We start from the raw sequence: 12,694 nt of genomic DNA on the forward strand, positions 1-12,694 counted from the left end.
TTTTTTTGCCTGTCGAACGCTCGGGAGGGGAGATGCGCTACGTCGTACTGATCGTTTTATTGATTCCGGTACTGGTCGCTGTCGGGCTCTGGCAGCAGTGGCCGGGCAGCGAGCGTGTACCTTCAAGATACAATCCCTTCGCACCCTTCAATGTGGATGATCCGCTTAATCCGCTTACCCGTTTCAAACTCAAGGCGCTGGATCAGGATCCGCAACGCTGTCTGGCAGCGCTCGCTCGGGCGCGTGAACAGGGAGCCATCGATTACATTGAAGTGGGCAGCCCCGAGATTGGTGCATGCCAGCTGGATCACGCCGTGCGGGTACGCTCGACGTCAGTCCGATTTGGCACCAGCTTTCTGGCCAGTTGTCCGCTTGCGCTGTCCTGGGTGGTGTTCGAGCGACAGCGCCTGCAGCCGGCAGCGCGTGACATATTCGGCCAGGATATTGCTCGTGTAGACCACGTCGGCAGCTTTGCCTGTCGCAATGTCTATCACCGTGCCAGTGGCCGACGCAGCGAACATGCCACGGCCGAGGCCTTCGATGTGATCGGGTTGCGCCTGAAGGATGGCACCCGAGCAACGGTTGTCGGACACTGGAAAGATGAGGGACCACGCGGTGCGCTGCTGAAGCGGGCCTTCAAGGGCAGCTGCGATGTCTTTGGCAATTCATTGGGCCCGGAATATAACGCGGCCCATCGTGATCACTTTCATTTTGGCATGCGTGGTTACGGACTCTGCCGATAGGCTCTGGTGGCATACGCATCGTCACAAAAAGGGTGGTGTTTCTGTCCTGAAGGCTGGCTATGGTATGAGGGCATCGGCTGTAAAAGCTTACTCCCCAACAATAACCTCGAGGAGTTCTGCAGCATGAGTACCGTCTGTCGGCCTGCCCACCCAGAATATCCTTCCCCGTTGCACATCATGAGCCCCACCATCGACAGGGGGTACGCATAATCCATGTTTACCCATATTCAGCTTGGTGCGCGCGATCTGCCTCGTCTTGCGGCCTTCTATGATCATGTTCTGACGCCGCTGGGTCTGGTTCGTCTGCCAGGCGAGCGCGATGGTGGTCCACCTGATGCCATCTGGCACTATCCGGGCCGGCAGTGGCCGCTGTTTGTCATTCAGTATCCCTTCAATGGCCTGCCGGCGACCTGGGGCAATGGTACTCAGGTCAGTTTCATGTCGCCCTGTCGAGAGAGTGTCGACGAGGTCTGGCGTCGGGTCATGGCCTGCGGTGGGGCCAGCGAAGGTCCACCGGGCGTGCGCGACTGTTACGGACCGGATTTTTATGCCGCCTACTGCCGCGATATCGAAGGCAACAAGCTCTGCTTTGTCCATGACAGCACGATGGCGCCATTTCATGAGTGACCCGGATGATACCGCCATTGCTGAAACGCTGATGGTGCTGGCCGGGCGGCGCGGACATGACAAAAGCCTTTGTCCTTCGGAGGTGGCGCGCGAGCTGTTTGATGAGGCGCACTGGCGCGAGCACATGGATGACGTTCGCCGGGTGGCCTTCGAGCTTGCCCGTCAGGGTCGCCTCGATATTCTTTCCCGAGGGCAGCGACTGTCACCGGATATGGCGCATCGCGGTCCGATACGTCTACGGTTGGGTTAACGCCTGTCAATGTGCTGTGCCGATGGATAGGCACCGCGCAGCAGGCCCGACGCTTCAGGGAGTAGCGCGTGAGCGATTTTGTTCTTTATGGTTTTGATGGCAGCACCTACGTGCGCACGGTGCGCATGCTCTTCATGGAAAAGGGCGTGACCTGTGATCAGGTTTCGGTCGATGTGCTCAAGGGGGAGACCCACTCGCCCGAACATCTGCGCCGCCATCCCTTTGGCAAGGTGCCGGCGCTGGAAACCGGTGGGCGTATCCTGTATGAGACCGACGCCATCGCCGAGTTTCTGGAAGGGCATTTTCCGGCGCCGGCGCTGGTGCCACGGCAGCTGGATGACCGGGTCGACATGCGCCAGTGGGCGGCGGTGATCAACAACTACTATTACCAGACCATGATCATGGAGCTGGTCTGGCAGCGCGTGATCAATCCCCTGCTGCAACGACCGGTGGATGAAACGGTCATTGCTGCGGCGCTGCCGAAAGTACGCCATCAGTTTTCGCTGCTGGAGCAGTCGCTGGGCAACCGCACCTGGCTGGTGGCCGGCCCCATTTCCTACGTGGATTTTCTGCTGGCGCCGATCATGGCCTACGTGGTGATGACCCCGGAAGGCCGCGACATCATGGCCGATTATCCGGGCGTGCAGCGCTGGTGGGACAACATTCAACAGCGTGAAAGCTTCGAGCGCACCATCCCCGAGCGCTTTCGCCACTCAGGCTAAGCCCTACGCCGGTATGGTCGTTGCGCCTCCGGCGGCACTGCCCGGGCTCTGGTGACTTCCCCCCCCTGGCCCGAGCGGGTATCCTGCACGGTTTTCCAACATGACGCAGTGCCCCGGCCATCGCCGGCGCTGCGCTGTTTCCTGTCGAATGTTCATTGCCGAAAAGGGGAGTGCCGATGCAGCCGCGCGTGGGAGTGATCATGGGATCGAAGTCGGACTGGCCGGTGATGGAACATGCCGTCAACATGCTGACGCGTCTGGGAGTGGCTTACGAGACTCGTGTTGTCTCGGCGCACCGTACGCCGGATCTGATGTTCGAGTATGCCAGCACCGCCGCCGAGCGGGGCATTGAAGTCATCATCGCCGGCGCCGGTGGTGCCGCACATCTGCCCGGTATGGTGGCCTCGAAAACGCCGCTGCCCGTGCTGGGTGTACCGGTCGAGTCCAAGGCGCTCAAGGGCATGGATTCGCTGCTTTCAATTGCTCAGATGCCTGGCGGTATCGCCGTGGGGACGCTGGCGATCGGCAAGGCCGGCGCCACCAATGCGGGGCTTCTGGCGGCTCAGATCATCGGCACGCATGACCCTGAGGTGCGTCGCGCCGTTGAGGCCTTCCGCGCCGAACAGACCCGGAACGTACTGGATAATCCCGACCCTGACGCAGAGTAATACGACTAAAAACAGTACTGCTGAAAGTACTGGCGCAGATTCCTTCACCCCCTGTTTATGAGCGAGAGACGGCCATGCAGATCGGCATTCTGGGAGCAGGACAGCTCGGACGCATGATGGCGCTGGCGGGCCTGCCGCTGGGTCAGCAATTTACCCTTCTGGACCCCAATGGCACGCCCAGTGCCGGCATCGGTGAACTCCTGACCGGTAGTGATGACGCCACCCTTGAGGCGTTCATCGACCGCGCTGATGTGGTCACCTATGAATTCGAACACCTGCCGGTCACGCTTTTGGAGCGTATTGAGCAGGTTCGACCGGTCTACCCGTCAAGCCGTGCCATTGCGGTGTGCCAGCATCGCGCCAAAGAGAAGGCATTGTTTTCGCAGCTGGGTATCCCGACGCCCGAGTATCGACTGGTCGACAGCGCGCAGGCCCTCGAAGCGGCCGCCCGTGAGCTGGGCTGCCCGGTGGTGGCCAAGTCCACGACCGAAGGTTATGACGGCAAGGGCCAGGCCGTGCTGCGCACGCCCGAACAGGCCAGCGAGGCGTGGCAGAGCATCGGCCACGATCAGCTGGTGGTCGAGGCGTTCGTGGATTTCGTGCGGGAGGTCTCCCTGATTGCCGTGCGCGGGCGCGATGGGGAGGTGCGCTCGTACCCGATTACGGAGAACCAGCACGAAGAGGGCATTCTGCGTTATTCGGTGGCGCCGCTGCCGGATGTGGATCAGGCCCTGCAGGCCACGGCGGATGGCTACATCCAGGTGCTGCTGGATGAGCTGGACTATGTCGGCGTGCTGTCGCTGGAGCTTTTTCAGACACGCGACGGCAGGCTTCTGGCCAACGAGATGGCGCCCCGAGTGCACAACTCGGGTCACTGGACCATGAATGGTGCCGTCACCAGCCAGTTTGAAAACCACCTGCGAGCCATTGCCGGACTGCCGCTGGGTGATACAAGTGCGCGCGGTCTGACCTGCATGGTCAATGTTATCAGCGAAGAGGGCGATAGCGCTGCGCTGCTCGCACTTGAGGGGGTGCATCTGCACCGCTACGGCAAATCGCCCCGCGCCGGGCGCAAGCTGGCCCACATCAATGTGGTGGCCGATGACTATGCCACGCTCATGACGCGGGTGCATGCGGTCACCTCCCTGCTGCCCGGCGCGTTTGACAACACCATGCACTGGGACAACGTCTGACGTTTTTCCAACGTCTGCAGGGGTCGCTCGGCGCCTGCAGACCCGCTATGCCCCTCACCTTTTCCTCGTTGTTCAAACGGCTTTTTCACCTGCGAGTCCCCTAATGTCCGCTCGGACCTGAGGTATTACCTTGATCAGATCATGGTGATCTTTCGCTTGTCGACGTTTTCAGAGCGTAGGCATACTGGAAGGTTCATGCCGGCGCCATGGCGCTGCAATTTTGTTTGATGTCATCTCAAGGAGATGGTGATGCCTTATGCCGTGCCTGATATCGACCCCCTGGAAGCCATTTTGCCTGATGAGCCGCTGCTCATGATGGGCGCGGGCCCCGTGCCCATTCCGGCCAGGGTGGCGGCGGCCAACGGTATCGTCATCAATCATCTGGGTGAGACCATGGCGCGCATCATCGAGCAGGTGAAGGCGATGTCGCGCTACGTCTTTCAGACCGAATCACGCCATATTCTGGGCGTGGCCGGCCCGGGTTCGGCCGCCATGGAAATGGCGGTGATCAACCTGGTCGACCCCGGTACGCGGGTGCTGACGGTCAATAATGGCTTTTTCAGCAGTCGCCTGGGAGAGATGGCCCGCCGCGCCGGTGGAGAGGTGGTGGAGCTGGATGCCGGCGTCGCCTGCGCCGCCAGTGAGGCAGACGTTATCGAGGCCATCAGGACGCATCGTCCGCGTGTGTTGACCATCGTGCAGGGGGAGACCTCCAGCACCGTGTTCAACCACACCCTGCCGGCCATCTGTCGCGCAGCTTCCGAGGCCAACTGTCTGGTGATCTGTGACGCGGTCTGTACGCTGAGTACGATGCCGCTGGAGATGGATGCCTGGGGCGTTGATGTGGTGATTACCGGCGGCCAGAAGGGATTGAGTTCAATCCCCGGTGTGTCGCTGATTGCCTTTTCCGACCGTGCCTGGGAGGTCATTGAGCAGCGTGAGCGCACCCTGACCCACTGGTGTCTTGATGCTCGACTGGCACATCAGTTCTGGTACCGAAAATCCTATCACTATACGGCGCCGGTATCGGGCATTCTGGCGCTGCACGAGGCGCTGCGTCTGGTGTGTCAGGAGACCCTGCCGAAACGCTTTGATCGTCATCTGCGCTGCTCCAGAGCACTGCAGGCGGGTATAGAGGGGCTGGGTCTTGAACTTTATATCGAAGGGCCCTCGCGGCTGAGTTCGGTGGTGGGCATTCATTTGCCCGAGGGCCTGGCGCAGGCCGATCTGATGGCGCATATCTCGCGCCATCACGGTGTAGAAATTTCCGGTGCCTTCGGTGCCAACATCGTGCGTATCGGGCAGATGGGCGAACAGTGTCGGACGCATCACCTGTTTCGAACCGTGCACGCGCTGGGTGCAAGCATCAGAACGCTGGGGTATCCGGTTGATGTGCCCGCAGGCGTGGCCGCACTTGAAAAGGCACTTGAGGGTTACGCGCCGGTCTATGCCTGAACGTCTTCAACAACAAGGGCCCCGACTGTGGGGCCCTTGTCATGGCGACTTTCTCCTTTCAGGTCGTTGCCATTTTCGGCGTGTTGCTGCCGTTGTGGTGACGACGCTGCATGACGATCAATCCGGCAGCAATGGCGACCCCCGCCAGGTCGGTATAGATACCGCCATAGATCATGCACAGCGCTCCGATAAACATCACGGCACGTTGCCAGGCCTTTACCGGGCCGAAAAACCATGCCTGAACGGTGGCGGAGAGCAGTACGATACCCATGGTGGCGGTCACGCCAACCCGAGCGATTTCCAGCCAGCTGCCCTCCATTAGCATTGCCGGGCTGTAGAAGAACATGAAGGGCACAATGAAGGCGGCCAGCCCGATCTTGAACGAGGCCACCGAGGTGCCCATGGCATTATCTCCTGAAATGCCTGCTGCGGCGTAGGAGGCCAGCGCCACCGGCGGTGTGATCGCCGAGACCACCGCGAAGTAGAAAACGAAGAAGTGCGCCACCAGCGGCTGAATGCCGATGCCAATCAGTCCCGGCGCCACGACCGAGGCAGCCACTGCATAGGCGGCGGTGGTAGGCATCCCCATTCCCAGCAAAATGCTGATCAGCATGGCGAAGAACAGCGCCAGCAGCTGACTGACGCCTGCCAGGCCCAGCAGCAGCGAAGAGAAGCGCGCCCCCACCCCTGTAAGCCCGATGACGCCGACAATCAGACCGGCGCAGGCACAGACCGCAATGATCTGGATCGACATCGTGCCCCCCAGTTGCAGGGCGCGCAGAATGGCGGCCGGTCCCATTTTGTTGGGTGAGATCCAGCTGACAATGGCTGCCGAGGCAGTGGCCAGGGTGCCGGCGCGGATCACCGAATAGCCCATGAACAGCGCTGCCACCAGAATGATGATGGGGGCGAACAGATAGGCATGACGGGCCAGCTTCGAGAACTTCGGAATCTCGTCGCGGGTCATGCCACGCATGCCCTTGCGAGCAGCCTCGAAGTCGACCATGAAATAGATCGAGGCGAAATAAAGAATGGCCGGAATGACCGCTGCGATAGCGATTTCGGTATAGGGAATGCCGGTAATCTCGGCCATGATGAAGGCGCCTGCCCCCATGATCGGCGGCATGATCTGCCCCCCCGTCGAGGCGGCAGCCTCAATGGCGCCAGCACTGCGCCCCGGGTAGCCCACCTTTTTCATCAGCGGGATGGTCAGCGAGCCGGTCGAGACGACGTTGCCGGCACTGGTGCCGTTGATCATGCCCATCAGGCCGGAGGCGAAAATGGAGACCTTGGCTGGGCCACCTCGGGCGCGGCCGGCAGCGGCAAAGGCGAAATTGACAAAATAATCCCCCACCTTTGACGCTTGCAGAAAGGCGGCAAAGATAATGAACAGGATGATATAGGTCGAAGAGACTGCAGTTGTTGGCCCCAGAACGCCGGCATCGGTATAGACCTGGCTGAAAAAGCGGTTGAGCGTCAGTCCCGGATAGCCGAGAAAACCAGGTAAAAAGGGGCCTGCAAAGACATAGGCGATGAAGATGGCAGCGATGATCACCAGTGCCATGCCGGCCACCCGACGGGTCAGCTCCAGAATCAGCATTGAACCGGCAATGGCTGCCCACGAGATACCGATGGGTGCGAAAGCGGTGCCGGTTGCGGCGCGCAGCGGTGAATTGAACATGAGCAGCAGATAGCTGGTGGCCGTGGCAGCGCAGACCATCAATACCAGTTCGGCGATGGGGAGATGACCGCGCGGGCGGCGAATCACCCAGGAAAGCACGATGGCACTTACGGTGGCGACGATCAGCGGAGCGCCGAAGTGCCAGGTCTCGATGGCCGGATCAATACGCATGGCACCGTCGGCCATGGCCTGGTGCATCATGAACACCTGTGCCAGCGCGTAGAGGGCAGGCAGCAGCATAATGGCAGCGATACCGTCCAGCCAGCGAGGGGAGGTTTTGCCACCCTCCTCGGCGAAGCGCGCCCCGGTATAGAGACCGAAGCCGAGAATCAGCGCGCCGCAGACGTGAAGGATACGAAACGTCCAGGTTTCGATCGGATAGATATTGAGCGAAATTAGATGAAAGCTGGTATAGGCCACGGCCATGGCGGCGAACACCCACCAGAGCCTGCCTGAAAAGACACGCCGGCCTGGCTCGACGACATCGCTGTCAACGCCGTCGGCGATGATCCGGTCATCTTCAGGCGTCTGATTCTTGTACTGATTGGACATGGTGGTCACCCCGAGTGATTCGAAAAACGGCGCCGCCCCGCGTACGAGGCGGCGACGAGTCTTACTGACGGGTCAGCGAGGGGTCGATGTTGTAACCGTTCTCCTCGTACCAGCGCACGGCACCCGGGTGGTAGGGCAGTACAGTGTTGTACTTGAGGTTCTCCGGGACGCTGTTGGCAGCGCTGCGGTGGATGTCGCGCATGCGGTCGTTGTTTTCCATGCTCAGCTTGACGACCTGATAGACGAAGTCTTCAGGCAGATCGCAGTTGGCGATGGTGAAGTTCCACATCGATACGGCGCGTAGATCGTGATCCAGCGTGCTATAGGTGCTGGCCGGAATGGTGAACGGCGCGACCGGGAAGTCGTCGACGATTTTTTCCTGTTGTGCTTCGGTGAACTCGATGAAATTGACGCCGGTCTGTACTTCCAGCTGGCTGACGGCCGGGATGGGGATGCCGGCCGCGAAGGCGACCACGTCGATCAGGCCATCCTGTAGCTGGCTACCGAGATCGGACCAGCCGCCGTTGCGTCGTTCATAATCCACACCCAGTTCGGAAAGAATCGCCGGGAAGTAGGTGTCGGAGGTGGAAGCCGCCGGGCCGAAGCCGATACGGGCGCCATCGGGGATGCCGTCGATGCTGTCGATACCACTGCTGGAAAGGGCGGCGACCGAAAAGGGCGTTTCATACATCGGGAACAGCGCACAGACGTTATCCATCTTCATGCCCGGCGCCAGCGGACTTTCGCCCTTGAGGGCCTGGTCTGCGGGCCCCATGGTGGTCAGGCCCAGCGCAACATCGCCGCTGTGAACCAGTGCCATGTTCTGTGTCGGGCCGCCGGTGATTTCGCCGCCGCCGGAAATGCCCAGTTCATCAGCGATCAGGTTGGCCCAGCCAGAACCATAGACATAGTAGGTTCCGCCCTGGCTTGCGGTGGCCACGGTGATACTGCCTGGCCAGTCACTGCGGTCAACGCTATCGCCGGCCTGGGCTGCGCCGATGGTCGCAAGCGAGGCCGCCGTCGTCATGGACGCCGCGACAGTCAGGGCAAGGGTATTGCGTGACAGGGTAGGCATGATGAAGCTCCCGTTATGATTGGACTTTTTTGAAGGACACCGACCACGGCGTCGTTGTACGTCACATATCAGGAGTGGCAAGCGATGCGCCACTTGCCATTTTGTTCAACTATTTCATTGGCTTGAAACTTTTTGTTTCAACTTTGGTCGCGTGGAGAAGGGCAGATTAGTGGCGGATATCCGCACTTTCGGACATGAGAGGTGTGCGGAAATCCGCACAATGATGTGATCAGGAAGGGGGAGAGGCTGCCAACGCCGCCGAATGGACGCTATTTGAGGCTAAAGTATAACGGTGAAGGCAGCGTCGAAGCAGGGATAGTGCCGCTCTTGAGCGGTCAGTGGCTGTGCCTAGTTTTCATCGCTGCCGTCACGGCGATACGCTTCGGCACGCAGGTCATGCTTTTTCAGCTTGTCATAGAGGGTTTTTCTCGGTATGTCGAGATGCTCACAGGCCTCACTGATGCGGCCGCGACAGCGGGCCAGCGCCTGATCGATCAGACTTTTTTCGAACATCTCGACCTGGCGGGCCAGTGACAGTTCACCGCCATCGCCCTCAACACTGCCAAGCAGGACGTCCAGGCGGTAATCGTGAGCACTGCCGATCAATACATAGCGCTCGGCAAGGTTGCGCAGTTCGCGCACATTGCCGGGCCAGTCGTGGGTCAGTAATGCAGATACGCCGGCACCGTCGAGTGGAGGCGCCTCAAGGCCGCTGCGGGTCGCCGCGACCACGGCAAAATGCTGAAACAAAAGCGGGATATCCTCGCGCCGCTCGCGAAGCGGTGGAATCGGCAGGGTGACCACGTTGAGCCGATAGTAAAGGTCCTCACGAAAGAGCCCCTTTTCGGCGGCCACTTTCAGGTCCACCTTGGTCGCGGCGATTACGCGAATATCCAGTTCGACGGCGTCATTGGCGCCAAGACGTTCGATGGCACGCTCCTGGAGTACCCGCAACAGCCGTACCTGCAGCGCCAGTGGCATGGATTCAATCTCATCGAGAAAAACGGTGCCCCCCTGGGCGTATTCAAACTTTCCGATACGTCGCTCTACCGCGCCGGTGAAGGCTCCCTTTTCATGACCGAACAGTTCCGACTCGATAATGCTCTCCGGCACGGCACCGCAGTTAATGGCGACGAAAGGCGCCCCGCTGCGGCGACTACGCTCATGGATGGCTCGGGCGACCAGATCCTTGCCGGCACCGGTTTCACCGAACAGCAAAACATCTGTCTCTACCTGACTGATGCGTGACACCATGGTGGCCAGTTGGGCGATCGCTGCTGTGCGGCCCACCAGCCGTGGTCCCGGTGCCGACTGCTGAGCCTCCAGTTCGGCCCGCAAATGGCGGTTCTCCAGGGCCAGCCGCCGGGTTTCGGCGGCGCGGCGTACTACTTCTATCAGCTCATCGCCGGCAAAGGGTTTCTCGACGAAGTCCCAGGCGCCGTCACGCATGGCGGTGACCGCGGTGGAGACGTCGCCATGACCGGTAATTAGAATCACCGGCAGCTCCGGGTCGCGAGCGTTTACCTCACGCAACAGTGCCATGCCATCCATGCCCGGCATGCGAATGTCACTGATCAGCACACCGGGAAAGTCTTTCTCCAATGCCTCCAGTGCCTTTTCTGCACTGGCCATTGGCAGCGGCTGGTAGCCGGCCAGCTCCAGGGTCTGGCTGGTGGTAAAGCGCATATGGGGCTCATCATCAACGATGATGACGGGCGTGGCCGGGCGGTCAGGCATCAGCAGGGCTCTCTGATAGTGGTGAATCTGGCGTGGTAGCGGCGGGTAGCTGGATCATGAACAGGGCGCCTCCCTCGGGACGGTTACGGGCTTCGAGGCGGCCACCGAGATCGCTGATAATGCGCTGCGAGATCGACAGCCCAAGACCCAGGCCATTACCGGCCGGGCGAGTGGTATAAAAGGGCTCGAAAAGATGATCAAGTACCTCCTCGCTGAGTCCGGGGCCGCTGTCGGCAACGCTCAGGATCACCTGATCATCGTTTTTTTCGACGACCAGTATTAACCGGCGTTCGACGCTCTCGCTCATCGCCTGCTGAGCATTGCCGATCAGATTGACCAGCACCTGCTCAAGTCGTACCGGGTCGGCACGCACCCAGCAGGTGGTCTCACTCATTTGTGATACGACCGTGATGTCTGATTCTTCCAGACGCGCGCGAAAAAGACGCAGCGCATAGTCAAAGCACGCCTGAGCCGAGACGTCACTCAGCATCTCGCCCCCCTTGCGAGAGAACTGGCGGAGCTGAGCGCTGATGGCGGCCATGCGTTCTACCAGTTCGGAAATCTGCGCCAGGTTGCTGTCGGCATCATCGACGCGGTCGCGTGCCAGCAATATACGGGCATTGTCAGCATAGGCTCGAATCGCGCCAAGGGGCTGGTTGAGTTCGTGATTGATGCTGGCGGCCAACTGACCCAGAACGGCCAGCCGGGCCGCCTGTACCAGCTCGTCGCGAGTCTGACGCAGGCTCTCCTCGGCACGCTTTCGTTCTTCTATTTCCTGTGAGAGATGATGGTTGGAGGTGACCAGCTCGCGGGTACGAGCTGCCACGTGGCGCTCCAGCTCATCGCGAGCATGTGCCAGGGTGTGACGCTCGCGTTCGGCGAAGCGCTCACGTTCACGACGCAATCGCCGACGCTGCCAGCCAATGGCGCTCCCCAGGGCAATCAGCATCCAGCCGCCGCCGGCCCCCAGTGCGCCCAGCCACTGTGCCTGCTTGACCGGGCTCATTGGTTGCAGAATGTTCAGGCTCCAGTTAAAGCGCGCCAGCGGCTGTGAAAGATTCAAATAGTCCTGATGGCCAAGGCGTACCCGTCGAGCGCCGCCGGGGAGGGGCTCAAGCACCTCAATCCCTGCCTCTGGCAGTGGTTCATCAGCATAACGCCGGGTCGATAACAGCCCCTTGCGGGCGCTCTCGGAGAGCGGCTGTAGTGCGGTCAGGCGCAGGTCGGGATCGCTGGACATGAAGATAATACCGTTGATGTCCGCCACCAGCAGTGTGGCATCGAGGCTTTGCCACTCACGCTCGATCTCTTCGAGGCCTACCTTGACCACCATCACACCATCCGGGGGCGTATCCGAAGCCTGACCACTGGCCCAAACGGGGGCCGAAAAATAGTATCCGCGTGTGCCCGACTGCGTACCAAGGGCGTGGAAGCGACCGCTGCGGCCGTTGATCGCCTGACGATAATAGCCGCGAAAGGCGTAGTTCTTTCCCAGAAAGCTGTCGGAGCGCTGCCAGTTGCTGGCGGCTATGGTGGTGCCGTCATGATCAAGCAGATAAATGTCCGAAACGTCGGCATAGGCGCGTGAGCGATCCAGCAGCTGGTTGAGCGTCAGGGGGGCAAGCTCATCCTCTCCCTGGGCGAGAAAGCGGCGCACGCTTTCGCGAGTGGCGAGCAGGTGGGGCAGATAGTCGTGACGGGTGAGGTAGCCGGTCAGGTTGGCACGAGACAGCTGCAGGGCGTTGCCAGCGGCATGACGCAGTTCCGTCAGTGCCTGCTCACGGGCCAGTCGTGCGCCCTGCCACATGAAAATGACCAGGGCAATGCCAAACGCCACCATGATCAGCGCACGACGGTATCTGACCTTTCGTTGGCGAGAATCACCTGTCATTGGTGGGCCCACGCTGTGCCACGTTAGGGCCAATGGCTTTTAGGCGGCACATGCTCTCTCCGGTGGCGTCGTGTCAAAACATCACGTTACGCGGATCCGA

11 protein-coding genes are annotated in these 12,694 nt (G+C 60.6%); 7 read left to right on the forward strand and 4 right to left on the reverse strand.

Annotation, left to right across the window (positions count from 1 at the left end):
• Positions 1-32: 32 nt before the first annotated feature.
• From B9H00_RS11915 to B9H00_RS11945, 7 genes are all read left to right on the forward strand, one after another.
• Complete coding sequence (locus tag B9H00_RS11915) at positions 33-743, forward strand: extensin-like domain-containing protein (RefSeq protein WP_086900824.1); 711 nt, start codon at positions 33-35, stop codon at positions 741-743.
• Positions 744-956: 213 nt separating this feature from the next.
• Entirely contained in the window at positions 957-1,370 is a 414-nt protein-coding gene (locus B9H00_RS11920) for a VOC family protein (protein ID WP_086900825.1), read from the forward strand.
• Positions 1,363-1,620, forward strand: a complete 258-nt coding sequence (locus B9H00_RS11925) for a DUF3253 domain-containing protein (protein ID WP_086900826.1) — start codon at positions 1,363-1,365, stop codon at positions 1,618-1,620. The genes B9H00_RS11920 and B9H00_RS11925 overlap by 8 nt, the downstream gene beginning before the upstream one ends.
• Before the next feature lie 68 nt (positions 1,621-1,688).
• The gene (locus tag B9H00_RS11930; protein ID WP_086900827.1) at positions 1,689-2,342 is read left to right on the forward strand and encodes a glutathione S-transferase family protein; all 654 of its coding nucleotides are present in this window, start codon (positions 1,689-1,691) and stop codon (positions 2,340-2,342) included.
• A 176-nt stretch (positions 2,343-2,518) separates the two neighbouring features.
• Positions 2,519-3,010: a 5-(carboxyamino)imidazole ribonucleotide mutase gene (purE, locus tag B9H00_RS11935; protein ID WP_086900828.1), complete on the forward strand. Its 492-nt coding sequence runs from the start codon at positions 2,519-2,521 to the stop codon at positions 3,008-3,010.
• A 74-nt stretch (positions 3,011-3,084) separates the two neighbouring features.
• A complete protein-coding gene (locus B9H00_RS11940; protein WP_086900829.1) occupies positions 3,085-4,203 on the forward strand; it encodes a 5-(carboxyamino)imidazole ribonucleotide synthase in 1,119 nt (372 codons plus the stop codon).
• A gap of 249 nt (positions 4,204-4,452) precedes the next feature.
• Positions 4,453-5,658, forward strand: coding sequence for a pyridoxal-phosphate-dependent aminotransferase family protein (locus B9H00_RS11945; protein WP_086900830.1), 1,206 nt, complete (start codon positions 4,453-4,455; stop codon positions 5,656-5,658).
• 58 nt (positions 5,659-5,716) lie between these two features.
• On the opposite strand, the gene B9H00_RS11950 is transcribed toward B9H00_RS11945, so the two are convergent.
• The 4 genes from B9H00_RS11950 to B9H00_RS11965 form a co-directional block, all read right to left on the reverse strand.
• The gene (locus B9H00_RS11950) at positions 5,717-7,891 is read right to left on the reverse strand and encodes a TRAP transporter permease (protein WP_086900831.1); all 2,175 of its coding nucleotides are present in this window, start codon (positions 7,889-7,891) and stop codon (positions 5,717-5,719) included.
• 61 nt (positions 7,892-7,952) lie between these two features.
• Positions 7,953-8,966: a TAXI family TRAP transporter solute-binding subunit gene (locus tag B9H00_RS11955; RefSeq protein ID WP_120211704.1), complete on the reverse strand. Its 1,014-nt coding sequence runs from the start codon at positions 8,964-8,966 to the stop codon at positions 7,953-7,955.
• A 348-nt stretch (positions 8,967-9,314) separates the two neighbouring features.
• Positions 9,315-10,703, reverse strand: coding sequence for a sigma-54-dependent transcriptional regulator (locus B9H00_RS11960; protein ID WP_086900832.1), 1,389 nt, complete (start codon positions 10,701-10,703; stop codon positions 9,315-9,317).
• Positions 10,696-12,594, reverse strand: coding sequence for a sensor histidine kinase (locus B9H00_RS11965; RefSeq protein WP_086900833.1), 1,899 nt, complete (start codon positions 12,592-12,594; stop codon positions 10,696-10,698). Before B9H00_RS11965 ends, B9H00_RS11960 begins: the two co-directional genes overlap by 8 nt.
• Positions 12,595-12,694: the final 100 nt, after the last annotated feature.

This window comes from Kushneria marisflavi, assembly GCF_002157205.1.
Taxonomy (GTDB): domain Bacteria; phylum Pseudomonadota; class Gammaproteobacteria; order Pseudomonadales; family Halomonadaceae; genus Kushneria; species Kushneria marisflavi.

Excerpts from the sequence above, each read along its gene's own strand:
- B9H00_RS11920 (WP_086900825.1), top strand. The coding sequence starts at position 957 with ATGTTTACCCATATTCAGCTTGGTGCGCGCGATCTGCCTCGTCTTGCG.
- B9H00_RS11925 (WP_086900826.1), top strand. The coding sequence starts at position 1,363 with ATGAGTGACCCGGATGATACCGCCATTGCTGAAACGCTGATGGTGCTG.
- B9H00_RS11915 (WP_086900824.1), top strand. The coding sequence starts at position 33 with ATGCGCTACGTCGTACTGATCGTTTTATTGATTCCGGTACTGGTCGCT.
- B9H00_RS11965 (WP_086900833.1), bottom strand. The coding sequence starts at position 12,594 with ATGACAGGTGATTCTCGCCAACGAAAGGTCAGATACCGTCGTGCGCTG.
- B9H00_RS11945 (WP_086900830.1), top strand. The coding sequence starts at position 4,453 with ATGCCTTATGCCGTGCCTGATATCGACCCCCTGGAAGCCATTTTGCCT.
- B9H00_RS11950 (WP_086900831.1), bottom strand. The coding sequence starts at position 7,891 with ATGTCCAATCAGTACAAGAATCAGACGCCTGAAGATGACCGGATCATC.
- B9H00_RS11940 (WP_086900829.1), top strand. The coding sequence starts at position 3,085 with ATGCAGATCGGCATTCTGGGAGCAGGACAGCTCGGACGCATGATGGCG.
- purE (WP_086900828.1), top strand. The coding sequence starts at position 2,519 with ATGCAGCCGCGCGTGGGAGTGATCATGGGATCGAAGTCGGACTGGCCG.
- B9H00_RS11960 (WP_086900832.1), bottom strand. The coding sequence starts at position 10,703 with ATGCCTGACCGCCCGGCCACGCCCGTCATCATCGTTGATGATGAGCCC.
- B9H00_RS11955 (WP_120211704.1), bottom strand. The coding sequence starts at position 8,966 with ATGCCTACCCTGTCACGCAATACCCTTGCCCTGACTGTCGCGGCGTCC.